Below are 26,798 nucleotides of genomic sequence, written 5' to 3'. Positions count from 1 at the left end.
CAAAACTCGCACACCCCCGGAAACTGGCACCCCCTCAGGTCAATCCACTGTGACACCTTGTCCATCGGGAATAACAAGGATGAGCAAATAAAAAATCTCGCCAAATCTGATAGTTGATTGGCGAGATTTTCAGCTTTCATCCCTGTCAAAAAGAGCCTATCTCTTCGACATCCGCAAAGCCCAAAATAACCCTAGAGTACATACCGTCATGGCCACAATCATCTTCAAATCGTGTGTCGACTTGAATTTCACGTCTTCAGGGGTGATTTCATAAACGCCTACGGGAGTGATATTAAAGCCCCCTCCCCCTCCTTCACCACCCGAACCGTCGCCCCCGCCTCCGACCGCGTACCTCACTTTTGCAACCGGAACGACCTTTTTCAAGCCCAGTTCCACTGGTTCGCCATAGACGAGGGATACGTCTTTCTGGTCTGCAAACTTCTTGAATATCGTCTTCACCGGCGTTTCGATCAGCTGCCCTTGCTTCACTTCCGTGCTTCCCTGTTCAATGGATGTCATTATCTCATCCCTCCTTATCCGTTCTTATTCGGCTTGGGCGGAATGTATTCCTCCTATGGTTTTAATCCAAATCGGACAGGCTAAACTAGATAAGATGAGGTTTATTGCTGAATAAAACCGAAAATATCTTGTATAATGTTCCAGTATAAAAAAAAGAGACGAGGGGACCAGACGATGGCTACACTGAAGGAAAGACTGCTCGCCGACATGAAAACGGCGATGAAAGAGAAGGATCAGACGAAGAAAGGCGTCGTTAACCTGCTGCGGGCGGGCCTACAGAATGAGGAAATCGGACAGAAACGCGAATTAACGGAGGAAGAAGAGATCAAGATCGTCCAACGCGAGCTGAAACAGACAAAACAATCGTTGGAAGAAGCACAAAAGGCAGGCCGGGACGACATTGTCGAAATCGAACAAGCGAAAATCTCCATCATTGAGCAATATTTGCCGAAACAACTGACCGAGGACGAATTAAAAGCCCTTATCCAATCACTCGGCATCACGAAAGACATGCCTATGGGGCAAGCGGTCGGGCTGCTCATGAAAGAAGTCGGCGGACGTGCGGAAGGGAAGGTCGTTTCGCGGGTGGTGAAGGAGTATTTGCAAAACTGATGAGCAAAAAAGCCAAGCATGACCGTCCGAAAGGCTATGCTTGGCTTTTTTTGACCTTGTCTTCCCCCTCTCCAGCTGTTTCAACTGATTGCTTTCTTTAGCACCTTAACATCCAATTCAAGCGCACTCACTTTCTGGTTCAGCATTTCGACGTTCTCCGGTAACCCTTGATAAGAAGTCATCTGTTCACGTAGCTCTGCAATATCCTCCGAATTTTTGGCGACCTGTTCCGAAATGGAAGCCAATTTTGCATCCACTGCGGAAAATCTTGTGTTCATCTCGTTTTCCAAATTATCAATTCTCGCTTCGAGCTTGTCAAAGCGCGTTTCAAGATTATCGAAACGTGACTCCAGCTTGTCAAAGCGACCATTCAGTGGGGCTAGTGCTTCTTGGACAACCGATTGCAGCATATCTTTCAACTCATGGTTCATCCCCGTTCCTCCTTCTATTTTTCTGTCCGGACGATCAATTATGATTCATTATAACATCTTCACAGGCGGGGCACCTCCATTTCTTGATAATTAACGTAAGAACACTTGTTCCCATCTAATATATAGTAGTCCGAAAATAAAGTCAATAGGAACAGACGTGAAATAGAAAAGGGGCTGTCCAGAAAGTCAGTGAAAACTGAATTTCTGTGACAGCTCCTTTCTTATATTGAGCCCATCCAGAGGTTCATCCCATTACCCGTTGCTTTCCGTTCCAGGCGGGCGCTTTCCGCGGGGCGCGGGTGAGCCTCCTCGTCGCTGCGCTCCTGTGGGGTCTCACCATTCGCGCTACATCCCGCAGGAGTCGCCGCCTTCCACTCCAAGCAACTCGGATGATTCGGGAACAAAAAAACACCATACAAAAAAATCGCCCAATCTAGTAAGATGGAAGTGACGAAACCACCATCAAAGAAAGGACGATTTTTATGAGCAATCCGAAGACTACTACCGAAAATTATACCACACAACTCACACTTCCCATAGAGGTAGCTGAAGAAACTTCCGTTTCAAAACGGCGATTGTCTCCCACATTCAAGCCTTACAATAACCAACAAGGATTTGCCATCCTCGACCTACAAGATCTCATCCCGGAACAGCACATTGCCCGTGTCATTGATGAAATGATCGAAACAATCCCCGATGCACAGCTGTTTGCGCATTATTCCGGTGGTGGACGCAGTCCATTCCACCCCAAAATGATGCTGAAATTAATTTTGTACGGCTATTCGCAGAAAGTGTATTCGTGCAGGGGAATTGAAAAGCTGGCCCGGGAAAGTGTCCCGGCCATGTGGCTGACCGCCATGCAGTCACCTGATTTCCGGACAGTCAATGATTTTCGGGGCAACCGCATGAAAACGATGATGGACGAATTATTCGAGACGATGATCCTTCAATTGATTGAGGACGAGTATATCACGATGGAAAATTACTTCCTGGATGGAACGAAGATTGAAGCCAATGCCAATAAGTATTCGTTTGTATGGAAAAAATCCACCCTGCGTTATGAAGAGAAATTGAAAATAAAGATACAGGAGACGCTGCGGCACATTCATGAGCTGGCACAAGCCGAGGGCTTGGAACTGGGCGAGTGGCCAGGCGAAGAACCGACAACGGAACAGCTGGAGGATTTGGCCAATCAGCTGGACGAGAGGGCCGAACAATTAACTGGGGAAATCGAAGCGACCAAGGAAACCCCCATCCGCAAAGAGCTACGCGCTCGACGAAGCGCATGTAGAAAGCCCGCGAAACAACTGCGGACGGACTTCGTGCCACGTCTATACAAGTATAAACTATACCGCGAGACATTTGGAGAAGACCGCAACAGCTTCTCCAAGACGGATCCGGATGCCACGTTCATGCGAATGAAAGAGGATCATATGAAAAATGGGCAATTGAAGCCTGGCTATAATGTACAGATGGCAACGGAAAATCAATTCGTCCTGTTTTATACCATTCATCAACGGCCAACAGATACGCGCTGCTTCATCCCACACCTGGAAAAGCTGGCCGCGTCTTCTTTGCCGATGCCAAAGACAGTGACCGCCGACGCGGGGTACGGCAGCGAAGAGAACTATCTGTACGCGGTGGGGGAAGAAAAAGAACCCCGTTTCGATTTTCTGATCCCTTATGGGACCTATGTCAAGGAACAGACCCGCAAGTATAAGAATGACAACAAGAACGTGAAAAACTGGGAATACGAGGAGCAGGATGACCGGTTCATCTGCCCGAACGGACGCAAAGTGACTTTTAAGAAATACCAAAATAAGAAAAATGCTTCTGGCTTCCAACAAAGCTTCAAGATCTACGAATGTGAGGACTGCTCGGATTGTCCGTTGAAGCCGCAATGTACGAAGGCCAAAGGAAACCGGCAAGTGCATTGGAATCCGATCTATGAAGAAATGAAGGCAAAAGCGAAGACAGCCCTTGAATGTGAGGACAAAGCAGGCATCTACGCTCGACGGAAAATCGAGGTAGAAAGCGTGTTCGGCCACATCAAGGGCAATCGGTCGTTCCGCAGATTCCACTTGCGGGGCCTCGACAAGGTTCACGTGGAATTTGGGATTGTGGCCATTGTCCACAATCTACTGAAAGTGCTGGCCATCCGCCAGCAGCTTTCAGAAAAAGAGAGAAAACAGCAAAAAGCAGGCGGAGAAAAATGGCTCATTTTTCTCCGCCTGCTTCATTTTAGGGGCTTTTTAGACAGCCCCTTTTCCAATACATCCCCTATATAGCTCAGCATCCCTTCCACAATCGCTTCCTGATAACCTGCCTTTCCTTCCGTCTTGATTGCTTCGGAAAGTTCAATAAGCGAGGGGTGGTTGATGCCATTTAGTTTTGACAACCGTTCCGGTTCCAATTTTTTCAATGGCTTGCTCAACCTGTATGTGTTGACATCCATGCACCAAAGGTCCACATAACCCGGAAAACGTTCCAGCAACCGCTGTGCCATAGAAAGTCCTTCCGGATCGAAATCCCCCGAGTAATGGAGCTGAAAACCCGCTTCAACAAGCTGATCCATCATAAGCAAGGCGGCCAATTTAAATTGCCCGTTCGTTGAAATAATCGGCATACGGGGTTGCCAATCAAGCAACGCAGAGCAAACACCCGAGTTTTCAACTATCCAGACATGCTGGCCTGTTGCGGGGCGAATATCCGATAATGCAATGATCTCCCTGAGCGGTGAATTCAATACAGCCCCAACTTCACCGGCAGACTGCCACACCGGATAAGTCTCCCCTGTTTTCATTCGGGCCGTAAAATTGGCAATCGTGACAAAGTTCAACAGATCATCGCGGTAAATATTATATGTGTTAAGAAGTTCATTCACTTCTTCTGTAGCAGTCGGAGTCGTAAGCTTCCCGTCCGCGCCTTCCGTCCCATCCTCATTCATCCTTTGCAGAACAGCCAAGGCATGCAGAAAAAGTTTTCCAAACTCTGTGTTCAGGTCCATCGCATGTGGATCTCCAGTAACAAGTTGACTAAAAAAGGGCAATCTCACCGGACTATTCGGCAATTCGAGTATCGCCTTATGCAGCTGTTTCGACATGGTACGGAACAACGCTTCGTCACGCTCGGCAGTTTGTATGATCCATCTAGCCTCAGCTGACTGTGCAAGGAGGCAACCGAACCAGAACGATAATGCCGGTAATTCACTTTGCAATGTTTGCAACAAATCTTGGATTCGATTCCGCCTAGCCATTTCCTGCTCACGCTTCGAGAATATTTCTTCTCCAAAATACGCATCCAACAACGCTTTCAAGTCCATTATGCCGAATCGGGTCATGCGTAACTGACTTTCAAAATCCAGTAGCGCAACCGCCCCTTTCCGTCGTAATCGGGTTGTCGATATACCAAAAAAACGAGCAATCTGTTCTAGTTCTTCCTCCGAAAACGAATCTGTGGATATATTGCCGCCCAACCTGCCGAGGGATTCATACTTATTACGGAATGCTTGAAATAACTTTCCATAGGCCGGCTCACTTCTAAAAAACTCCAATGCGTCCTGCATCGATGCCCCTCCATCTTATCCATTAGTCATCAGCCGGGATCATTGCAGGTTCTGACGGTTTTGACGTCACTTCAACCCGTTTCAATCCGTTCCAATGATACCTCATCACAGACACGAAATCCGCGTTTTTCGGTCGTATCAATTCACAGATTGATAAAGCCGAAATCGTTTCATAATCGCCCCATAACACTTGTGAATTCATGATGAAATCAAAGCCAAGTTCCTCCACAATCCCGAACATCATGCTGATATTATTTTCATCGACACCTGCGAACGCCTCGTCGAGTGTGATAATATGCGGTGCGGTCGGCGCTGCTTCCTGATAACGGGAGAAGCATGCGGTAAATAACGGGATGTACATCGCCATCGCCTTTTCCCCGCCGCTGAATTTATCAAACGCATGGTTTGTCAACTCTTTCCGGGTCTCCCTCTCCCGCTTATAAAACAAGACGAACGAGAACCAATAACGGTAATCAAGGACGGACTTCAAGACCTGCAGCAAGGTCTTCCCTTCCCCTTGCAGGTCGACCTCTTCTTTTGCACGGTCAATTTTCGATCGGAAATGTTCAATAATCCGATTGAGATCCGCTTCCTTCATCAACCGAGGGTCCCGCCGCAATAAATCGACCAGTTCGTTTGTATCAAGTTCCGTTTCGTTCTCAGCAGAACGCGGTTTCCATTGGATTGAAAACGACAGACCTGAGCTGGAATCATTACCGCGCATGAGCTTATCCATCTTCTCCGCCCAATTTTGTGCGCGCGTAATCCGACTACGCAGCATATTGCCGACCGAATCGAACAAGATTTCTTCATATAAGCGTCGATCTTCTTCCTCCAGTGCATGGGACTGACGTTCATAGTCCGCATCCACGGAATTACGGATAAAATAAGGACTGACCCGCTTCCCCTGGAAATCCAACTGAATAAGCCTGCGCGTCGACATCCGCTGCCAGTTGGCGAATTCGATCTGTTGCGATTCCGTCCAGTCCGCCGCTTCCCAATCCGAGCTATCCAGCCTGTCGCTACTATCCTGCATACGATATTCCAGTAAATTTGCAAACTGCTCATTGTAAGCCTTCGTCAAATTCTCTTCAATCTTGCTAAGGTCTTTTTGCTCCAGGAATGTTCTATATTGTTCCGCAACCTCATCCAACTGCTGTTCCGGTGATGAATCGTCCACCCCATGCCCTTCCACAAAACCATACGCCCGTTCCTTGAAAAATGCCGCTTTCCAGCCAGCAACCAGCTGTGACAAAAAGCCGGCCTCCTGTTTATGGATAACAATCTGCTTATGCAGCGTCTCCATGCGGACTTGTTTCACAGGCAGCTGTTCCTTGTTTTGATCCAATTCCTTTTCCACATCTTCCAACAAAACGCGGACTGCTTCAATCTCACGACGGACGTCTTCCACACCTTGCGACTTAAGCTGGGTTTCAATTTCAGCCAGCGAACTTGTCAGTTGCTCGATATTGCCTGCTATTGTATTGATTTCCCCTTGAAGTTCATCCACCTCGTAGATGATCTCTTCGAGCCGCTCCTTGAGCTGCTGCGACCGGGATGCCAGATTCCCTTCGTCCTTATGCGCCAATTCAAGCTTTTGAAGCACTCGTTTATACAATCGCATTTCCAGTTGTGCTTCTGTGTAAGCGGGATGGGTCTGTTCAAGGTCCAATCCCCTTGTTTCCATATCGACCGATCGTTTCAACTCCAGAAATGCCTGTTTTCGCTTACGGATCTCCTCATCCATTTGCAACAGCACTTTTTGCAATTCATTCATCTCGAACCGCTTTTGCCGGATCTGTTGGAAACTCATAGACAAATCCTGGTCTGTCGGAAAATCTTCCATAGCGGATTCCGCTTTCTGAAAATCGTCATCCAGTGCCTGGATCATCTGTTCCAGTTCCTGTTCTTCCGTCTGCAACATCTCGATCTCTCCTGCCAATCGTGCAATCTCCTGTTGACGGAACCGTTCACGTGCAGTTCTACCGATGAAACGAACAGCATCGACAGGAGCCGCATGCCCCTGCAGAAGTCCGATGACATACGTACCGTCTTCCGCAATCGAAAAGCCCGACCCTTCGCCCTTCAAATCCTCACCTACTACGATGCTGCGCAGCACATCATCGACAACCGACTGTGGCAGCACCGAGTCATCACAGTCGGGAACCAGGTAATCAGCGAGCGTATGCGCCATCAAATTCGGGGCCGGCACGATGATTCGATCGTGATGGATGTCCAGACCTTCCTCTTCCACAATCAAAGCATCCAGGATTCCGGATTCCAGCAGTGCGGCTTCCAAGCGGTTACGGGTCGGCTCCGGCACGTCCGCCCTGAACTCGACCGCTTCAAAAAACGGTGAATGACGCCGCCCCTCCTTCGCTAAAAGGGACCTCGCTTCTATTGTCGCCTCATCGCGGAATACGGGCTCCGGATCTTGACGCTGCTCCCAGTTCATTAAGTCCGCTTCCTTTTCGTCAATCCGTTGCTTCAACAGGTCCGCGCTATTTTGCACCCTTACTTTTTTCTCATAAAGCCGAGTCCGGTAGTTTTCGTTCAATTTCCAAAACGGTTCGCGGATCATCCCGTATTCAAACGGCTCATACAGATCATCAAGCAATCGTGCCGTTTGACCAAGCAACGTTTCATCAACTTCGAAGAACGAATGCCGCTTTGCCCAAACATGGATGGCATCCAACTGATTCTGCTTGTCTGTTTCAAATACGTTTTGCCAGTCTGCCGCTTCCATCCGCAATTTGTCGATTTCCAACTGTTTATCTGCCTGCTTTTTTTCGTGTTCCGCCAGGTCGTTGCGTAATTGTTCAAGTTCGCGCAGTTTTTCAATGATTTCATTCAGAAAAAGGTCATGCCGCTCCGCTTCCTCATGCCATACCGCGAAATCATAGCCCGATTTCCGCAGGCGTTGAAAGTCTTGCTCATTGACAGGATGCCCTCCAAAAACCGCGTTTTCAGCATGATCCTGTAAATCCTCCAGTTGCTGTTCCATCGTTTTCGCCGTCTCATCCAACGATTCTTCGGTTTTCACAAGCTGTTCCTTTTCCGCTCGTTCCTGGCGCTTCCTATTCTCCAGCTTGTCCAATTTTGCCTGCCGGTCCTTTGAGTACTTGGAAAGCTGTTCAAGCTTGTCCGCCTTTTCCCGCTCGATTTGCCATACGCCGTGGCCTTGGAGCCGCGTGCGCTTCTCTTCCGCCACTTTCTTCGATTGATGAAGCTGAACATTCCGTGATTCCAACGCTTGCACTTCAACCGCCAATGCCTCGGCTTCGCGCTGTTTACTGGCAATCTCCTTTTCCGCCTTAGTCAGACGGTGCTTCGTCTTCTTGTAGGCCTCCGCCTTTTCAGCGAGTTTATACGTATTGTATTCATCGTAATGTCTGATCAGCTTATTCAGTGCCCCTCGTTCCCGCTCCAGCTGTTCGATCTGCTGCTTGACGCCGTCCATATGTTCAATCGTGTCGGATAAATGGCGGAGATCTTCATCTGTCAACGGCGGCAAGGCCTTCTCCAAAATTTCATAAATGACTGTCGGCTTGAAATCTTTTGAAAGCTTTGGGCTCCGCAGCTGCAGCAACAGCTGAATCAGATCCGCAAATGCTTCATCCGTTTCAAAACCGAATAGCAGTTTATTGACCAGATGCATATAGTCGCTTTGCGAACGGACGACCTCGCCGCCGTCCCCGATCCGGTTTTCAAGCTGGACCCGTGATAAAGGTATCTGCTGTTTCTTCCCGGCTTGCGTCTCCATTTCAAACAGATCGAAATCCTTGCCGACCCGCCGGTTGTCCGTAATGGCGAACCCCCAAAAATTCATCTGCTTCTGCCGGCGCGCCTGCAACCCGATCCCCGTCGTTATGTATTGTTCCGTGTCAGTCCGTTTGTACTCGATGAACAGATAGCCGGTGCGTTCATCCCTGCCGCCCACCTCTTTTTCACCAAGCAAATAGTCTTCCATCTTACGCGCTCTTGAGCCGAATGGATCCAACCGTTCCGGCGATCTTCGGCCATCCAGCAACACAGGAAGCAGACTTTGCATCGTAACCGATTTCCCCGATCCATTCGAACCGCGCAATAACAGCTTGCCATCCGCGAAATCGAATACTTCCATCGTATGGTAATACCAAAAGTTGAATAGGCCGACCCGGTTCATCTTCCATTTATTTGGTTCACGCATCCACTTCCTCCCCTTTCAGCTTAAAATCACTCGGATAAACGCCCGCAAGACGACCCGCAAGCGGGGTGATCAGATAGTCATTTGTCTCAGGTTCCACTTCGATCATTTCCCAGGATAACAACAAGTCGATCAGCTCCTCCGTTGTCGCCTTGACGGAATTCTTCCGGTAATGACTGCTCCAGCCCGTCCCGTATTCCGCTTGCAGCTGTTCAACCAGATGCTCCATTGCAAAAGCCGATATTTGAATCCGTCCAAAGGCGTCCGCCGGATACGTATCCATCTGGTTACGGAGCAATGCCGAAAACTGCAGCGCAAGGTCGGAAATCGCTTTTTGGTCCGGAAATAATGTCATTTCCTGTTTCTTCTCATCCATGATGAGAAGCCCCATATTTTTAAATAGCTCCAAACGGAAATGGGAGTGCGTTTCAATATCATCACGAAGGCGGTTCCGGAAATTACGGATATACGCGAAATCGGAATCCTCCTCCCCTACTCGAAAGACTGCGGGGGATAAAAACAATTTACGATACACCCGTTTCCGCCTCAAGTCATCTGTATGCCGTTCTTCCTCGCTTGCAAGCATCTCTTCGATGGATGTAAACTCAAATATGTCTTTCGGATACGCACGCATGAAATAACGTGCATACACCGTCACTTCATACAACACTTCCTGCTCCACGTCGAGTGCAAACTGTTCCACTTCCCCTTCAACTGCACGGATCAGCGACAACATCTCCAGTTGGCGAACGACCCGCACAAGCGATTTCCGATGATTATAATTTGTCCAATCAAGCGGTAATCCCCCTGGATACAGCTCTTTAATATCCCCGCATAAATCCGATAGAAGAAACTGTTCATCGACTGCCCGATTTTCCGAAAAAGCAAGGGCACAGCAAAAAATCGCATAATCGAGAGGCATTGTGAATGCTTGAATACCCATCCAACTCTTCGGCTCAACTGGAATCTTTTCCAGCTTGATGAAATGTTGATGGATGATCAAGTCATACCCGAATTTGTCATCGATATAGCGCTTCAGCACCTTCTCCCGTTCACGTATCAGCTGATAGGAGGCCGGGTCCTCCGCCCGCAAGATCCAAAATCGTTCAAACAACAAGCGCAAAGCCGACTGCGCTTTCTCGTCAAATCGATTCTCATTCATCCTCATTCACCTCCTTCCACAAACTGGAATACTGCGGCAGGCATTATCAACACCCCGTCCTCCGACTTCAACTCAATCCGCTTCGACTCGTCCAACAGCACTCTCACTGTGTAGCCTTGTTCCGTCTTTATGATCCGGTCTTTTCGCGTCATCGACTTGGCCACCCAGTTGAGCAGCAGTTTTCGCATATGGGGTTCGATATGGGGAATCGTCTCCAGCCGGATTTCACCGTCTCTTATGTAGGTGGAAAGGACTTCCTGCTCCGCTCGGCGTTCCGCTAAATAGGCTTCGACCAATTCTGCCTGCTCTCCTTTTCGGCTGACGACTGCCCCCGGACGGGTCTTCTCCCTATATTGACGGATGCGAGGTTTGATTTCATGTATGCCCGGCATTTCATCCCACACGTCGGCGTAGATATCCTCAGTCGGTACATGGTCGGTATGGAGATGCTTCGTATGGAATATACCGAACGCGGCACTTGACAATCTATGTGCATCCTCCATGGATTCGAGTGAATCAAACCATTCCGCTAGATGCATATAGTCTTTCTTACGGCTGCGGAAATAATTATTCCGTTCCCCGAGCCGCTGGACAACACGCGTGATACGGCGGATCTGTTCATTCGTCCGCTTCCGCAAGCTCTCCAGTTCACTCTCTCCATGCACACTGCCAAGGAACCATGTTTGCAAGCTGATCCACTTCTGTTGGTGCTCCACAAGCATCGCTTGCGAATCCAGCGCAATGTCCTCAAAACGCGGCACTTGCTCCTGATGCGCGATGACCTGCTCGAAAAACGGCAACAACTTCTCAACCGTCAGCTCCTCCAGCACGGTCTGGATCTTCAACGCCGTCTGTTGCAGCCCGATGATGAAATCCCGCAAATACGATGTGAACCGATCTTTAAAAAGAAGGAATGCGTCCGTCTGCATCCGCTCCTCCACTTCCTCGCTGCTGATGTACGCAATATAATCGGACGTGTTTTTCGTGATCGAACGGAAATAGGTGAATACATCGGTCCAAAGCTGCGCACACTCGTCCGCATTCGTAAACACACCTTTCCCGACCATCCCGACCATCAATTGCAAGCGCTCATACAACCGCTCGAACTCCTTCTTCTCCAGCGACCCGCCGAACGCATTTCCACCCTTCTCCAAATCCGACAACATCCGCTCAAACTCCACCGTATACGCAGTGCATTGGTAGCGGAACCGCTTCTTCTTAAACTCCTCAATCGTCTGCGCCCGCCCCATCTCCTGACGCGCCACCAAGTTATTCCACTGCACGAGTTGAGCCAAATCCTGCTGCACTTGCTCTTCCGTGTACAGGTGGAATTCCGGTAGCCCCTGCAAATGTGCCAGCACTTCTTCCGGAAACAGAAAATCCCTCATCCGCTCATGCTGCACATAAAAATACCGTAAAATCGCCCGATAGCTCCACGCCTTCTCAGCCGATAAATAACTCGCTTCCTTCACTTTCTTGAATGATTGCACCAATACCATCCCCCGCTTATCGTACTCTTCGTTCCATTGTAGTTGAAGATAATTCGGTTTGCCAGAGAGCATGGGTGAAAAACGGGTTGTTTGTATGCCATAAGATGATTCCGCCAAGTGAGTAACTATAACAATACATGACCGCTCCCGTCAGTGCCCTTCCCTTCATACCTAGGTCCTTTACAAACTGTTCCGTGCAGCATCTCGGCTTCTCGGACGTCTCCAATTACCAATAACCGTTTCTTCATTCCTTCGGGACTACTATTCCTGTATTCGTCGAGCGTCCAGCTCCACTTAAGCAGGCATCAACCATTTCGACTTCCTCGCTCAGCTCCTTTCCGCGCTGAGCACACAAAAAAACCGTTAACTACAAAAAGCTTAACGGTTTTTCTTAATCTTTTACTATGAATCTTTGTCCTGCTTTTTCAATTCATAATTCACTTTTCCATTTGGCTTGCTGATATAATAGCAACTCTTTTCCTCTCTAACCATTTCAGCAGGCTTCTCAGATCTTCTCTCAATTTTCCCTTTCAAGGTGTACGCACGCATTTCTCTTTTGGTCAACGTATAAAAGCTAGAGTCGATCACAATTTTATGCCCGCCTGTCAGTTGAACCTCAGTTTGTGCTTTGCCAAATGCACGGAGTCTCACGATATGATGCAACGCAAACCAAACACAATCATCACTAGCCGGGGACTTGCTCGGAAGCCAATAAATATTTTGCTTCTCGCTGATGGCAATCGGATTACTATAAGTGTTTCCTAAGATTCGGCTGGCTCCTTCCGTCGCTCCTTGTAAACTTGATCCGTAGTATAGTAAGTTTTCATTGATGAGGTCACTCGGTTTCATATCCACTTCAATAAGACGTCCATTCTCCACAATGATTGAACAAGGTTTTCCAAGAGCATCATAATTCGGGACACAAATCACTGTCTCCCACTTAATAATAAAATTAGATTCCATTTCTCTTCTTACGCCTCCTCTTTGTTTTTAAACCTTACAATTTCCACGAAAAAGGCGTATACTGGTATTGTACCGGTATACGCCGGTGCTGGAATCCTCGGGTGTGTCTGCCAAGACTAATGACACCCGGGGATTTCTGATTCACTATTAGTCACACATCACTCACCTCCTTTACGGCTAAGCCAATCCGTGATAGCCTTTATATTTTTTTTATCATTTTTTAAATAAAAATATTTCTCTTTTCCCCTTTCTGAACCGTCGAATCCTCTCCAAGCCGGATTGTCCCTCGACCAATCGATTGTACGTAATTTCTCCATTCTTCGTTTTATATGTGTTTTTAGTTCTGTCTTTTCAATTTCCGCTGATCCTTCTATTGCATAGCTTGCAACTGCATAAAGCAGAGGAAAACTGGCAAATATGGATACATCATAATCACCGATCGATTCGACGGGATGCAGTTTGAACAGCTCTTCAAACCAGAAATTTATCACATCAATCGTTTCCTCTCTTTCTCTGGATAGAACCCTATTTTGCGCCAATTTGCTGCTGACAGTGCTTCCATCAAGAAACAATGCAACCAATTGTCGCAACTGTGATAGAGAAAGCAGATTTTTGTTTTTCGGGCGAACAACAGCTATTTTCTCCTGCTCGACACCCGCGTTCCGCAAGTTCTCATTGGCTTGTAAGACTTGATTCGTCGCCTGATTGATGGAATTTCGCGAATCGTAAGCAATCCTTTTCGACAAGGAGACTTTTTTCCCTTTCGTATTGAAGTCGATGTACATTTGATCGGCTTCAGCCGGTGAGACTCCTTCAAACACTTGGACGGATATTTCCACACTCTTTAACATGTAGTTCAAATGTAATCCTTTTTTACGTTCTCCATCGTCTTCGCTGCTGAGGGACTTGACCATCATCGCTTGCAATTGGGAAAGCGCTTCCATTCGTTGCGAACCGTCTATAACATGTAAACGGACCGGCCTCTCCTTTATCAATTCCCCTTCTTCCACATAGGCGACGATCGGAGGCAAATAAACCTGTTCATCCATAATATTATCGAAAATATATCTGCGGATCGCCCTTGCCTGGACTTGGTTCGTTTCCCGCAATATCATTTGTTCTTCCTTTAACATTTGCAATAATTCTTCTAGCGGATAGGTAATCATCGTTTGCTTCTTAGAAAAGACGGGATGAATAATCATTTTCCATACCCCTTTCTTGCTCAATCACCGACAGAAACTCCAGCGCCGTCCGCTTAATGGCAGTGGTAGAGGAATGATGACGCAACTGTTTCGCTTCAGAATGATACATATGTGTAAATAAAGGATCGTCATGCTTCCAGGTGCAACGCCGATTCAATAATCGAAGCATATCAATCGCCTTGTAATAAGTGATGTTGTTTTCCCGCATCGTAAGAAAAGCTGTATATGCCAAAGCGATTTGAATGCCTGTCAGACCAGTGACATAAGTGGACCGATTAGCCATCTGCTTCGGAAACAAATCATTCCAGGACTGGAAAAAGTACTTTGCCACCTTTGGCATTTCGGTCAGCTTGCACCTTGGATATGGATCTCCCGTTTTAACAGTAAGAAGCCCCTCGAACAATGCGATCAGACAGCGGCGCATGATCGTCAAGGAAGTGACTGACGAGTTTTGTGCAGTCAAGCGCGATCGCTTATGTTCAATATCGAGGGTGTCCGCCAATTGATAGGCGACGTTGCGGGTTAGCTCAATATATTTGTCCCGGTGATCGTACTGCATCAGCAGTCCGGGATGGGCCTCCTTCCTCTCAGTATTGTAGTCTGTAAAAAGTTGCTGTTCCGATCGCGTATCCAAGTCCAAGAAAACTTGCATGGAGACAGGATAATTCACTAGTTGGTCTATATGGCTTTGCACCTTTTGACTTTCAAGAAAATCCCCAATTTCCTCTGCAGCTTCTTTCATTGTTTTCAAGTGACTGATAGCGGAAGATAACGCGGAATTTCGATGCTGCCCGTCTAGAATATAAATTTTATCTCTAGGCTCAATCTCGAAACCATCTTCCACCACTCGGATGTTTTTCCGGCTCGAGAATACGAAAGGAGCAAAATAAAATGGCTTCCCTTTCTCTAAAGAGTCCAATATAAATTTCCGGATCTCCGCCCGCCTACTTGCATCCAGCTGTCGTTGGACATCATAGTCGATGCCAAAAATAGCTTCCAATGTTCCAAACGGCAGTTGCGTGGATAACACCTGCTTTCCAAATTGTCTATGCAGTGTTCCTCGGAACTTTGTCAATACTCCTTTATTCGGCATAGGCTAATTTCCCCTTGTCTTTTCACCCATTGTATATCCATTATTCTGTAAAGTCCAACTTTTCTTGACAGGTTGAATGGAATTTAGATGTTTTCATTGTTACGAGATTGTTTTTCTCTTAAGTCTTTACAAGTCTCGAAGCTTCATGTATATTTAAAAGATTTCTATTTTGAAAACTAAACCATCCCAGTAGAAGCAAAGGCACGAAAAGGAGAACAAAGTGAAAAAGACAAGTGCAACCGGAGAATCGGCTGGACTTGTCTTTTTGGGTTAACTAATCAGGGCATTACGCTCTTTTCAAACGGTGAACTTCGGCTTGGGTCGTTAGCAATGATCGGTTCAACACTTCGAACTTAGCATCAATCATTTCAACTTTCTCGCCCATCTGCTTCATGTCTTCTTTGAGAGTGTTCACATCTTCCTTTAAAACACTAACATCTTTCTTTAAAACACTAACATCTTCTTTCAAAACGCTAACGTCTTTTTTCAAATCGCCAATACCTTCTCCGAATTCTGTCCGCATACTTTGAATCATACCGGATAATTCCATGATTGCTTGGACAATTTCTTCTTGATAAGGTGATGAACTCATTTTCTCCGCTCCTTTCCGTTCAAGCTTATACAAATATATCTATGTCTACGTTCATCAGGTAACGGGTTTACTTTATTTATTATAGCATGACTAACAGGTCATTTCTTCTGAAATTTATAGGGAGAGTCAGCTATATTTTTATCGTTGGTACCGGACTGACTCTCCCTAATAGATGCCCAAGCCTAACTGAAATTCCGTTCCAAGTACAAGATTGACACTATCGAATTCAATCATACAGTCTAGTCATTTTTAAAATGAATTCATCAGCTAGTGTGGCAAGTCGGAGCACAATGTTTACAACCGTTAATGCTTTTGAATGGATGTCTGTCCTTTGCTTGTTCTACCGCGCTTTCACAGCCATAGTGATTTCCCAATTCTTCAAAGTTATTTACTGGAAAGTAGTAACAACCATCTTTATGGACCTCATAATCTCCATTACTTTGCCTGTTTAGATTTAACACATACCGATACACTTGAATCCCTCCTTCCATGAATTATTAATTCACCTCAAACAGAAACATTTGTTCTGTTCATATTATTATCATGCACTATAAATTCCCACTAATCAAACACTTGTTTCGTTTTATAAAACCTCTTCCACGCCACTTCCGACAAAAATACAAACACCTCCATATTCCAAAATTAACTGTCTATATAAGTTGAAATAAATAACTTCTTCTAACCGTTGATTTCCGTTCCGAGCGGACGCTTTCCGCGGGCACGGCTTCAGCCAATCGAACAGCGAAGGGTTCGATTTGTTGCCAAACGCTACGCTTTTTGGCACAAAGGCCGTTCTTCGTGACGGCCTTCGCTGGAGTCGCCGATCTGCACTCCAATCAACTAAGTTAATAGGTAATATAATAAATTCAACATATATAACAAGGTAACAGCTACTTCTAAAAAAATTTATTTCGGGTTTATCCAAAATTCCATTAATAATAATACTACTCAAGTAGTAGTATCTTGTGAGGGTGATGAAATTGAACATAGAGAAAACGATCGACTCACTGAAAGCAAATGGATTTACCGAGTATGAATCTAAGGTTTACCTATCCCTTCTAAAGCACAGTCCTGCCAACGGAAATATGATAGCGCTTTCATCCGGAGTGCCGGGGCCGAAAGTTTATGAAACTTTGAGGAAATTGCATGCCAAGGGATATGTGTACTTATTTTCGGGAGGTGACAGATCAAATAGTAAAAGTTATATTCCAATGCCTTATCAAGACCTACTGAAACTATTCGAGGATTCGTTTAACGAAAACCTTACTCTTTTGAGCAAAGGACTTAAAAACCTCTCAACTAGCAATAGCAAAAGAGAGACGGAACTGTTCCACATTGACGGGTACGATGCCTCCATGAACCTTATTACAAACGAAATCGCCCTTTCCTCTTCTGAAATTTATTTGAGCGGCTGGTCTGTGGATATTGAAAAAATAATCAAGCCCCTGCGTAAGGCCTACAAGGACGGAGTCAAAATTAAAAGTGTCATATTTGGGGAGAGTACATTAGATATCCCGTGGACTAATATCCCTCACTATGACGTTGATATTTTTAACCAGCGCCATAAAAACGAAATGAATATTGTGATTGACCAAAAGAAGGCCATTATCTTCAATTCTTCGACTGATGATGGGTATTCCGTTGTCTCCGATCATCAAGCCATGATCAATACGACAACCAATTATATCCGGCACGATATGTATGTAAATATGATTATCCACGACTTTGAAAAGCAGCTGTTGGAGAAATATGGAGAAGAATTCAATGATTTAATAAAAATGTTCTAATTCAGCTAACCATCTTATGAAAGCGAGGAAATATCTAATGAAATTTGTGGACTTATCTATAGTTATCAAAGAGCCGAACCCGGGAGAATTCTCTAGTGATGAACTAAGAAGAAGCTTGTCCTGCTCCATCGAGTATCAAGATCATGAGGGAATTGGAGCCCAGCAAATGATGAACATTTTCAACTGTCAAAAGGAAGACTTGCCGGATGGATTGGGATGGGCAGCGGAAATCCTTGAAATCTCAACACATGCAGGAACCCATTTGGATGCGCCGTATCACTATTATCCAACCACAGGCGGAAATCCGGCGAAAACAGTAGAAGAACTTCCATTGGAATGGTTTTTCGGGAATGGCGTTGTCCTTGATTTTCGCCATAAACAAAATGGAGAAGCTGTAAGTGTGGAGGATGTAAAAGAAGCTCTTACCAAAATCGATTACGCACTGCAAACCGGTGACATCGTTTGCTTAATGTTCGGGGCAGATAAACGGTATGGGCAAGCAAATTATTGGACTGATTTTCCGGGGATGAGCGCGGAGGCTACCCATTGGATTATCGACCAAGGCGTTAAAGTAATCGGGACAGATGCGATGGGATTCGACATCCCATTTGAAAAAATCCGAAGTAATTTCGAAGAAAGCCAGGACAAAGATGCCATTTGGGAAGCGCACCGGGTTGGAATGGAAAAAGAGTATTGTCAAATAGAAAAGATGGCAAATCTAGACCAACTGCCGCCGCACGGATTTAAAATCTGTTGCTTTCCAATCCCAATTGAAAAAGCAAGCGCAGGCTGGGTACGACCAGTCGCCATAATCGATTAAGAATATCGTTTGAGCCCTCCCTAGTTGGTGGTTGTTTCGCAGTTTGCACTACAAATCCCCGCCTGAGCTAGAAAGGGCTTTATTTAAAATCCATTACTGCAAAGGAGAATCACAATCCATGAGATTAGTAATGTTTACAGTGAACTCAAGCTTTCCACATGTACCTAGGTTAGGTTCATTGCATAATCATCAGATCATTGATTTGGCTGCTGGCTATCGTTCTTTGCTTCTTGTCAAGGAAACATGCGACATCAATGCCGTACACCAATTTGCCGACCTCTACCTCCCCAATGATATGAAGAGGTTTTTAGAAGGAGGCGAACTTTCCTTGCACGCAGCGAGGGAAGCATTACAATTTGCAACAACATCATCCCAAGACATCCTCAACCACGAAAAACTTTCCTATCACCAAGATGAAGTTAACATTCATGCACCGATATCGAACCCGCCGACCATCCGTGATTTCATCTCATTTGAAGAGCATTACCGCAACTCATTAAAAGCAGATGTACCGCAAGTTTGGTATGACATCCCCGTCTATTATAAATCCGTTGCCTCGACTTTGATCGGCCCTAACGCGACTTGCCATTGGCCGGCTTACTCCGAAGTGATGGATTATGAATTGGAATTTGCCTGTATCATCGGCAAAAGAGGTAAGGATATCCCCGTGGAACAGGCAAAAGAGCATATAGCGGGTTATTTCATTTACAACGACTTTAGCGCGCGGGATATGCAATTACGAGAGATGGAAGGAAAACTAGGGCCTGCCAAAGGAAAAGACTTTTGCACGGCAATCGGGCCATACCTCGTAACAGCTGATGAAGTACCAGATCCTTATAACATGGAAATGACAGCAAAAGTGAATGGTGAAATTTGGAGCAAAGGAAATACAAACACCATGTTTCGTACCTTTGAAGAAATTATCGCGTATGTCTCTCAAAGTGAAACATTGGTTCCTGGAGATATTTTCGGTTCAGGGACTGTGGGAAATGGATGTGGATTGGAGTTAGGGAAGTTTTTGAAAAACGGAGACGTCATTGAGCTGGAAGTCGGTAATCTTGGTGTATTGAAAAATAAGGTAGTCACCCAACAATGAGGAGGGATTCCTATGAAGAGATTTAAAGCGAGTGTTGCTTCGATTGGCCTTGTTTTCGCCTTACTATTAACAGCATGCGGTTCGGATTCAGTCAGCGAAGCAACCGAAACAGCTACTGACGCAAAAGAAACGGATAACAATAAAACCTATAAATTCAAATCAAGTATCCAAGCACCTAAAGAAGCGAAACTATCCCAGGGCTTTGATGCCTATCTAGACGAAGTCGAAAAAAATTCGGATGGACGAGTGACGTTTGAACGGTATTACAGTGAGTCTTTGGTGAAAGCTGCGGATACCTCCAGTGCTGTCGGTGCCGGCATTGCCGATATTGCCCTGATAGTCCCTGGATATACTCCTGCGAACAATCCATTGGCGACCATTGAATCCTTGCCTGCCTTATGGGTTGATCAGTGGACGGGCACTAGAGCTATGCAAGATTTATACAATGAGTTTCCCGAGCTTAAGGAGGAGTATGAAAGCCAAGGAATTCAAGTAGTCGGAAACTTTGTTCTACCATCCTATTATTATATATCCACAAAAGATGTTAAAAGCTTTGACGATATCAAAGGACAAAAGGTGATTGCTGCCGGTACGCAAAGTATTTTAGCTGAAGCGTTGGATACAGTGTCTGTTGGAATTGTAATCACCGAGAGTTTTGAAGCAATGGAACGAGGCGCCGTAGATTCTGCAATGCTCGGGTTTACATCTTCAGCGACTTACGGAATTCATGAGTTGGCTAAAAGTGTTTGGAAACTTCCCCTCGGAAGCCAAGGCGGCGTATTGGGTATGAACAAAGATAAATTCGATGCGTTACCGGATGATTTGAAAAAGATATTTGAAGAAGCCGCTGTAAAAAATGCTGTCGATTTCCATAATATCTATCAAGTCGAAGGTGAAGAATCGTCGTTACAAAAGTATTTGGATGCAGGCGTCACCATAAATGAGCCAAGCGATGAGGATGTTGCAAAATTACAGGAAATCGCAAAAGAAGCGGTTTGGAAAAAGTGGATAGACGGCCCGGAACGAGAAGGTAAGCCTGCTGAGGAAATACTAAATAGATTCGTTGAGCTGATTGAAAAGTACGATGAAGAATATCAAACGAACGGAATTCCAGAGTAAGGGCTGTGAATAGGATGAAGATCATTCGAAGTTTTGATAAATTGCATCGGAAAACTGAGATAGTAAGCGTCTATTTGGCTGGTTTTTTAATTATGATCATGATGGCCCTCATAACGATGGAGGTCATTTTACGGAAACTTGCCAACTATAGCATTCCCGGCGTTTTTGAAATCTCTTCCCAGCTGATGGTTGGCGTTTGCTTATTAGGCATTTCCTACGTCCAAAACGAAAAAGAACATATCGCTATTGATTTTGTAGCAAAGAAATTTCCACCGTCCATTCAAAAGATCACCAACATATTGATATTCTTGCTTGGATTTTTTATTACTCTCATTTTCGCTTGGCAAGGAATCAATTCATTTGTCGACTCTTTCAAAGTTGGTGAGCATACTATCGGAATCCTCCCCGTCCCGATTTGGCCGGGAAGATTCATTGTAGCTTTTTCAATGGTGTTGATTGCATTTCGATTTCTACTAGATATCGTGAATCAATTTAGAAAAGCCACAGTTTAATTGATGAAGAAAATCCCAAATAAAGTGGTGATGAAATTTGTCAGCTTTAGTTATAGGCTTTGTAGGATTAGTCGTGCTAATCGGGTTGTTGTTACTACGAGTACCTGTCGCATTATCAATGGCTGCTGTCGGCTTTTTCGGTTATTGGTCCATCAGCGGATTGAATCCCACATTGAAGTTGATGGGGCTCGTTCCCTATTCCACTGTTGCTAGCTATACATTCACAGTCATCCCGCTTTTTTTACTAATGGGTTACTTTGTGTACTATGGAAACCTTGCCACGGATATGTTTTCTTCGTTTAATAAATGGTTAGGCAATATCCCCGGCGGCATTTTATATGCAACGATCATCGGCGGAGCCGCGTTCGGGGCGGCAAACGGATCTGGACCAGCATCTACCGCCACATTGGCCAGGATAACGATTCCCGAGATGGAAAGGCTCGGAGTGAATAAAAAATTAGCATACGGGGCCGTCGCGTCAGCTGGCCCCCTTGCCCAAATGATTCCTCCGAGTATGTTGATGATTATTTATGCGATCTTGGCAGAACAACCGGTTGGAAAACTGTTAATTGCGGGGATCATTCCGGGAATCATCATCACCCTTGGCTATATCGTCACGATTTATGTAGTACTAAAGAAAAATCCGGATTGGGCCCCAAAAACGCAAAAATACAGCATGAAAGAAAAAGTCCATTCGTTAAAAGGGATTTGGGGAATTGCCATACTCATCGGATCCATCATGATCGGTTTATATCTTGGAGTCTTTACCCCAACGGAAGCTGGGGCGGTCGGAGCAGCTATTGCCTTCGTCATTACAATCGTGACCAAAAAATTGAAATGGAGCGGCTTTACCTCTTCTATTATAGAAACAATCAAAACGTCCGCAACCGTATTCTTTATCGTCATTTCTTCGTTTTTATTTGGTTATTTTTTAGGAATCACACAAATTCCAGCATTTGTTTCTGAATTTCTCACCGGTCTTAATGTAAGCCCTATGACGATTATGGTCTTCGTCTGCTTAATGTATCTATTCCTAGGAATGTTTATCGATATGATCTCTGCTATGTTTTTAACGATACCGATCATCCTGCCAGCCATTATTCAATTAGGCTTTGACCCGATTTGGTTTGGTGTCATTGTCGTTTTCCTAGCCGAGATTTCGCTAGTCACCCCGCCATTCGGAATCAGTATTTTCATGATTCAAGGGGTAGTGAAAGGGAGCGAATACGGGGATATCATCAAAGGTTCCATACCTTTTATCATTGCCGATTTATTCATCTTAGTCATATTCCTCGCGTTCCCGAAACTGATCTTGTTTCTACCTGGCTTGATGTAGGGAGATGTCTAAAATGGGAACATTCATTCCTGGAAAAGGAGATAAAAAGGAGCTGAGAGAAAGGTAGAAGGGGGCTGGTCTCGGGTCCCCTTCCATAGCAATAACAAGCAGTTGTAGTATTCCGCTTGTAACTTGATTGGCCTGCGTCATCATCACTTTAGAGGTTTACAAGATGATCTGATAATTGGTTAGATTGGTGATTTTTCCGGCAATGACTAAATCATGGATTCAGGATTTGGATACATATTTTAGCCGAGTAACGAAAATAAGCGTCGATTACTTCATTCATCGTCTTGGTTGATGAACATGTTTTTTCTTCGCTCTTCCTGCTTTTTATTTATAAGGCCCCAAAAACCGCTCCCCATTGAAATGGATTAGGTGCGTCGGATCTTCCGCCACCCAGACTTCCGTCTCCCAGGCGATTACTGGAGCATACCTCGAAAACAATTGCCTGCTTGGGAAAGCCGTCAGATAGACTAGCCCCGCTGAAGAACTTTCAAATAGTTTTTCCAACTCTCGATACCGTTTCCCATCAATCGGTCCATGACTAGTTACGGATTCAATGAGGACCAGCCAATGTTTTTCCGGATAAAAAATGACGACGTCCGGCATTTTGCCATGCCAATCGATTTCTATTCCCAAGTGCAGTAGCAAAGCCTCGTCAATATAGCCTAGCTTGTCCCCTGTATCACCTGCATAAGCCAACACTCCTCCCGGCACGAATTGAGGAGCGAACTCTTCAATAATCGCTTTGATCAATTCACTATGCTCTCCAGGCGAAATGGCTATCTCCTGTCCAGGGGCAATTTGGATAGGAACCAGATTCCTTTTGCGTGTTTTGGCATTCTTCCCTATTAACGTCTCGCGATTGCCGAGAAATTTCTCCAATGCCGTATCCCACTGTTCCGTATTGAACGCCTTTATCGTTTCCAACGTCTCCTCTTCTATCTGGTAAACTGCCTTGGGGCTATTCACCGGTCTAAGCGGATCATCCGGATTATACAGAGCAATCCCCGCATCGACAAACTGATGCATGGAAAATCGCCGAAATGTCTCCCGGCTATTCGGCGCATAACTTCGCCCATAGTTTTCTTTACTGAATTCCATGATTGGCGTAATCCCAATCAAAACCTGTTCCGCATCCTGCCACGTCTGGTCCGGACCAATATTTAATAAGGCCAATAAACAAAGGGCAGATCGGTCATTCTGCTGCTCCTTCGGCATACCGAGCGCCCTTAGAATCTCGATACCTTGGCTTATATTCGGATGAATCATCTCCATCAGGACAAGACCTCCATCACCTTTTCATCAATCGCATTCTGGTCAGGCAATTCATGGGATACATACCAAGATCCCAAGTCATTCAGAATTTCCTCGGATGGAAAATACATGGACCGCAAATCAGTTGCGTTCACTTGCGTATGTCCATTAAACGATCTGAAATAATTGTCGAACAGAGACGAGTTCATATAGACATGCAGTCCATATGCCAATCGCAACGGCATCCCCTGCTTGTCTTTATGTAGCACGTTCACGCCATTCTCAAACCCAATCTGATCGTCCGTAAACATCTCCGGGTGGGTAACAGCGGAAAAGATCCGGCGCTTCTCCTCTTTAGATGAAAATCGTCGAATCATGACATAACTACCATTCGGATAAAGCCACTTCTCCGTCTCCTGATTGTAGACAATCGCATTCGCTTTCTTCGACACTTTTGGCCAACGGATTCCTTCCCGTTCAATATGAACTGGATATAAAAGGGGAACGGTTCCTTCTTCGGGCTCCATCCGTAAATGTTCTTTCACCCGGAAGCCGACAACCGGTCCCGTAGATACAGAAATGCCCAGATCTTGGAGCCTGTATGTAAGCTTCGCATAGCAGGACTTCTCTTTGGCATCCTGGTTAATAGGTATATAAATAAATTTCTCAACATCTCCCGGCTTGACGACCCGATCAATAGGATACAACTTTTCGTCATAATCCGAGAACTTGTCGTCGGTGGAAGTGGAAATTTTGACCTCTCCCTGTTCGACTCCGCGCTCCAAATGAAGAATGACATTCTCCTGCAACACGGAATCATCCTGAAATGCTTTGTCCCGCGCAGTGAAAAGATGGATTTGTCGGATAGCCGTCTCACTCAATAAAAGCTCCCGGAAAGGTTTGTAGTAAGGTCCATTGCAAAAACTCCGTGGCACAATGGCAACAAGTTGCCCCCGCTCATCCAACAATTTGATTGCAAGAGCCATAAACGCCGTGTAAAGATTGACTGTTTCAATCCCGACACCGCTCAGCAATTTTCGATGATGCGAAGCGCTGTTCATCTTCTTATATGGCGGATTCAGGATGATATGTGAAAACCGCTTCCCATGATCATCAAACAAGCTGTTCTGCTCGTCCACTTGTGAGGTTCCCCATTCGATGAAATCTTGAGGGATCAAGTGTAAATCAACCGTCATTTCATCTTTAAAGCGAGCAACCGTTTTCGCAATACGCTCCCCAAGCAACGGATCGATTTCAATTGCCGTACAGGATGCGGCGTCGGTTAGCGCTTCGGAAGTGATTCTCTCCAACAGAGAGGCCGTCAACGTTCCGATTCCCGCCCCGGCATCCAAAATGGAAGGATTACGCAAACTCACAGGATCAAAGAGAAAAGCCATAAAACGGGCAACGGAAAGGGGGGTGAGGTATTGACTGTACAAAGATTTATTGACCAATATTTTATTTAGCTTTAATCGTTCCTCGTCAAGCAGCTCGATTGCTGAAGTCATGGGATGCGGCCACCTTTCTTATATTGTATATTGTTATTCATTATGGTCCTTTTATTATAGCACATATGGAATGTATGTTCTTTAATAGATAGAGTAGGCGCATGAATAATTTCATGCGCCTCTCACAGATCCGTACGTGCGGGTCATCGCATACGGCTCCTCCATGCTTATCCCCTTTGGGGATGCAGGTCTTGATAAATATCCAGTAAGAAAACCAATCGCAGTTCCCGGAATCTTTCGATTGGTATAGCGACGTGTACAGGTGTAGAAAGGGAACTTCTCCATTTTGTCATTCTCAGACCGGGGAGTTCCCCCTTCCAGTTTCGTCTCCTAAGCTCCTTATGTAGCTTTTTGACTTTCCTCCAACTCCTTAGCTGCATCATTCGCAGTCTTCGACGAATCCAAGAGTCAAGTTCCGTGAACAACGTCTTACTGAAGCCAATTCCAAAGTACCTTCCCCACCCCCTGACGACTGGATTCAATCTGTGTTTGATGAATTCTGCCAGGTTGACAGTCTGGTTCTTCTTGGTGACTTCCTTCACTTTCCGCTTGAACTTCTTAACAGCCTCACTCGAAGGCCCATGGTAGTAACCGACCTTGAATGTGTAGCCAAGGAATGTGAAGGGCTCTGTCAGGTTATCTACTATTTTCGTTTTGGTAGGATGTACAACCAGCCCCAAATCCCCTTCGAGGATTTTCTTCACGGATTTCAGTACCCTTTCCGCTCCCTTTCTGGATTTGCAGCAGATGACAAAATCATCTGCGTAACGGGTAATCCGATGGTTTCGCTCCGTCATAATTTCATCCAATGGGTGCAGATAGATGTTCGCCAAAAGGGGACTAATCACTCCGCCCTGCGGACTGCCTTGAAGGCTCTCATAGTACACCCCATCCTCCAGGATTCCAGAATTCAGGAACTGCTCGATGAGCGCTAACACACTCCCATCCACCATTTCCTCCCTGATAAGTTCTATCAGTTTTTCATGGAGTATAGTATCGAAATACGTTTTGATATCCGCATCAATCACATACGTATACCCTTCCAGTAAATCCTTCCGGATTTTCTCGATAGCCATATGTGCACTTCGCTCCGGACGGAATCCGAAGCTGCATGGGAGGAATTTCTCTTCGAAGATGGGTTCGAGCTTCCGTTTGACTGCCGCTTGTACAATCCGGTCCTGCACCGTCGGGATGCCGAGCGGGCGCTCCGTTCCATCTGCTTTTGGAATATACACCCTTCTGACTGGTCTGGCACGGTACGTTTTATCACGCAGAGATTGTTGGAGCACTCTTAAGTTGTGTTCCAACTTCATTTCATACTCTTTAATCGTGACATTGTCTGTCCACGCCATGGGCGCCCCTGTTCTTCTTGACGTCATAGAAGGCCATTTCCAGATTTGAGTACGCCCAGACTTTGTCAATGAGGCTATACCATTTCCTTTTCTTTTCGGATTTTCCTCCTGCACGCAAGTCCTGCTTTCCTATTGGTTCTTTCATGTATCCGTATCCTTCCTGATTCACATGCCCACCGTATAGGTTTCACTG

At 45.7% G+C, this 26,798-nt stretch carries 22 protein-coding genes; 8 read left to right on the top strand and 14 right to left on the bottom strand.

Annotation, left to right across the window (positions count from 1 at the left end; translation table 11 throughout):
- Window positions 1-156: 156 nt before the first annotated feature.
- On the bottom strand, window positions 157-519 hold the full coding sequence (locus OXB_RS08870) for a hypothetical protein (protein WP_052483947.1): 363 nt from the start codon (window positions 517-519) through the stop codon (window positions 157-159).
- Between the two features lie 174 nt (window positions 520-693).
- On the opposite strand from OXB_RS08870, the gene OXB_RS08865 reads away from it, so the two are divergent.
- The gene (locus OXB_RS08865; RefSeq protein ID WP_041073564.1) at window positions 694-1,131 is read left to right on the top strand and encodes a GatB/YqeY domain-containing protein; all 438 of its coding nucleotides are present in this window, start codon (window positions 694-696) and stop codon (window positions 1,129-1,131) included.
- A gap of 80 nt (window positions 1,132-1,211) precedes the next feature.
- Here the strand turns inward: OXB_RS08865 and OXB_RS08860 are convergent, their stop codons facing one another.
- Window positions 1,212-1,562 carry a hypothetical protein gene (locus OXB_RS08860; RefSeq protein ID WP_041073563.1) on the bottom strand — a complete coding sequence of 117 codons (351 nt, stop codon included), beginning with the start codon at window positions 1,560-1,562 and terminating at the stop codon, window positions 1,212-1,214.
- Window positions 1,563-2,044: 482 nt separating this feature from the next.
- Between OXB_RS08860 and OXB_RS08850 the strand changes: the two genes are divergently transcribed.
- On the top strand, window positions 2,045-3,850 hold the full coding sequence (locus OXB_RS08850) for an IS1182 family transposase (RefSeq protein WP_144399673.1): 1,806 nt from the start codon (window positions 2,045-2,047) through the stop codon (window positions 3,848-3,850).
- Here OXB_RS08850 and OXB_RS08845 read toward each other — a convergent pair.
- From OXB_RS08845 to OXB_RS08810, 8 genes are all read right to left on the bottom strand, one after another.
- A complete protein-coding gene (locus OXB_RS08845) occupies window positions 3,799-5,127 on the bottom strand; it encodes a TIGR02679 family protein (protein WP_041073558.1) in 1,329 nt (442 codons plus the stop codon). The genes OXB_RS08850 and OXB_RS08845 overlap by 52 nt on opposite strands.
- A gap of 22 nt (window positions 5,128-5,149) precedes the next feature.
- A complete protein-coding gene (locus OXB_RS08840) occupies window positions 5,150-9,316 on the bottom strand; it encodes a TIGR02680 family protein (protein ID WP_041073556.1) in 4,167 nt (1,388 codons plus the stop codon).
- On the bottom strand, window positions 9,309-10,475 hold the full coding sequence (locus OXB_RS08835; RefSeq protein WP_041073554.1) for a TIGR02678 family protein: 1,167 nt from the start codon (window positions 10,473-10,475) through the stop codon (window positions 9,309-9,311). The genes OXB_RS08840 and OXB_RS08835 overlap by 8 nt, the downstream gene beginning before the upstream one ends.
- A gap of 2 nt (window positions 10,476-10,477) precedes the next feature.
- Window positions 10,478-11,974 carry a TIGR02677 family protein gene (locus OXB_RS08830; RefSeq protein WP_041073552.1) on the bottom strand — a complete coding sequence of 499 codons (1,497 nt, stop codon included), beginning with the start codon at window positions 11,972-11,974 and terminating at the stop codon, window positions 10,478-10,480.
- A gap of 393 nt (window positions 11,975-12,367) precedes the next feature.
- On the bottom strand, window positions 12,368-12,928 hold the full coding sequence (locus OXB_RS17945; protein WP_052483944.1) for a competence protein ComK: 561 nt from the start codon (window positions 12,926-12,928) through the stop codon (window positions 12,368-12,370).
- A gap of 158 nt (window positions 12,929-13,086) precedes the next feature.
- Window positions 13,087-14,130, bottom strand: a complete 1,044-nt coding sequence (locus tag OXB_RS08820) for a DNA sulfur modification protein DndB (protein ID WP_041073550.1) — start codon at window positions 14,128-14,130, stop codon at window positions 13,087-13,089.
- Window positions 14,105-15,223: a DNA sulfur modification protein DndB gene (locus OXB_RS08815; protein ID WP_041073549.1), complete on the bottom strand. Its 1,119-nt coding sequence runs from the start codon at window positions 15,221-15,223 to the stop codon at window positions 14,105-14,107. The genes OXB_RS08820 and OXB_RS08815 overlap by 26 nt, the downstream gene beginning before the upstream one ends.
- 286 nt (window positions 15,224-15,509) lie before the next feature.
- On the bottom strand, window positions 15,510-15,815 hold the full coding sequence (locus OXB_RS08810; protein WP_052483943.1) for a hypothetical protein: 306 nt from the start codon (window positions 15,813-15,815) through the stop codon (window positions 15,510-15,512).
- 980 nt (window positions 15,816-16,795) lie between these two features.
- Here OXB_RS08810 and OXB_RS08800 point away from each other — a divergent pair.
- The 6 genes from OXB_RS08800 to OXB_RS08775 are packed head-to-tail and all read left to right on the top strand — an operon-like array spanning window position 16,796 to window position 22,485.
- Window positions 16,796-17,602: a TrmB family transcriptional regulator gene (locus OXB_RS08800; RefSeq protein WP_041073545.1), complete on the top strand. Its 807-nt coding sequence runs from the start codon at window positions 16,796-16,798 to the stop codon at window positions 17,600-17,602.
- A gap of 37 nt (window positions 17,603-17,639) precedes the next feature.
- Window positions 17,640-18,422 (top strand): cyclase family protein, encoded by a 783-nt coding sequence (locus tag OXB_RS08795; RefSeq protein ID WP_041073543.1) that lies wholly within the window; start codon window positions 17,640-17,642, stop codon window positions 18,420-18,422.
- A gap of 43 nt (window positions 18,423-18,465) precedes the next feature.
- Window positions 18,466-19,518 carry a fumarylacetoacetate hydrolase family protein gene (locus OXB_RS08790; RefSeq protein WP_197539998.1) on the top strand — a complete coding sequence of 351 codons (1,053 nt, stop codon included), beginning with the start codon at window positions 18,466-18,468 and terminating at the stop codon, window positions 19,516-19,518.
- A 12-nt stretch (window positions 19,519-19,530) separates the two neighbouring features.
- Window positions 19,531-20,637 carry a C4-dicarboxylate TRAP transporter substrate-binding protein gene (locus OXB_RS08785; protein WP_041073539.1) on the top strand — a complete coding sequence of 369 codons (1,107 nt, stop codon included), beginning with the start codon at window positions 19,531-19,533 and terminating at the stop codon, window positions 20,635-20,637.
- Between the two features lie 14 nt (window positions 20,638-20,651).
- Window positions 20,652-21,149: a TRAP transporter small permease gene (locus tag OXB_RS08780; RefSeq protein WP_041073537.1), complete on the top strand. Its 498-nt coding sequence runs from the start codon at window positions 20,652-20,654 to the stop codon at window positions 21,147-21,149.
- Window positions 21,150-21,186: 37 nt separating this feature from the next.
- Window positions 21,187-22,485 carry a TRAP transporter large permease gene (locus OXB_RS08775; RefSeq protein ID WP_041073535.1) on the top strand — a complete coding sequence of 433 codons (1,299 nt, stop codon included), beginning with the start codon at window positions 21,187-21,189 and terminating at the stop codon, window positions 22,483-22,485.
- 333 nt (window positions 22,486-22,818) lie between these two features.
- Here the strand turns inward: OXB_RS08775 and OXB_RS08770 are convergent, their stop codons facing one another.
- From OXB_RS08770 to OXB_RS19220, 4 genes are all read right to left on the bottom strand, one after another.
- The gene (locus tag OXB_RS08770) at window positions 22,819-23,766 is read right to left on the bottom strand and encodes a BsuBI/PstI family type II restriction endonuclease (RefSeq protein ID WP_052483939.1); all 948 of its coding nucleotides are present in this window, start codon (window positions 23,764-23,766) and stop codon (window positions 22,819-22,821) included.
- On the bottom strand, window positions 23,766-25,253 hold the full coding sequence (locus tag OXB_RS08765; protein ID WP_041073533.1) for an Eco57I restriction-modification methylase domain-containing protein: 1,488 nt from the start codon (window positions 25,251-25,253) through the stop codon (window positions 23,766-23,768). The genes OXB_RS08770 and OXB_RS08765 overlap by 1 nt, the downstream gene beginning before the upstream one ends.
- 167 nt (window positions 25,254-25,420) lie before the next feature.
- Window positions 25,421-26,605, bottom strand: a complete 1,185-nt coding sequence (ltrA, locus tag OXB_RS08760) for a group II intron reverse transcriptase/maturase (RefSeq protein WP_052483938.1) — start codon at window positions 26,603-26,605, stop codon at window positions 25,421-25,423.
- Complete coding sequence (locus OXB_RS19220) at window positions 26,577-26,750, bottom strand: hypothetical protein (protein ID WP_158333665.1); 174 nt, start codon at window positions 26,748-26,750, stop codon at window positions 26,577-26,579. The genes ltrA and OXB_RS19220 overlap by 29 nt, the downstream gene beginning before the upstream one ends.
- Window positions 26,751-26,798 lie beyond the last annotated feature (48 nt).

The sequence above is a fragment of the Bacillus sp. OxB-1 genome (genome assembly GCF_000829195.1).
Taxonomy (GTDB): Bacteria; Bacillota; Bacilli; order Bacillales_A; family Planococcaceae; genus Sporosarcina.
The sequence above is the reverse complement of the archived record's forward strand: the minus strand, read 5'-3'. Positions and strand labels throughout refer to the sequence as shown.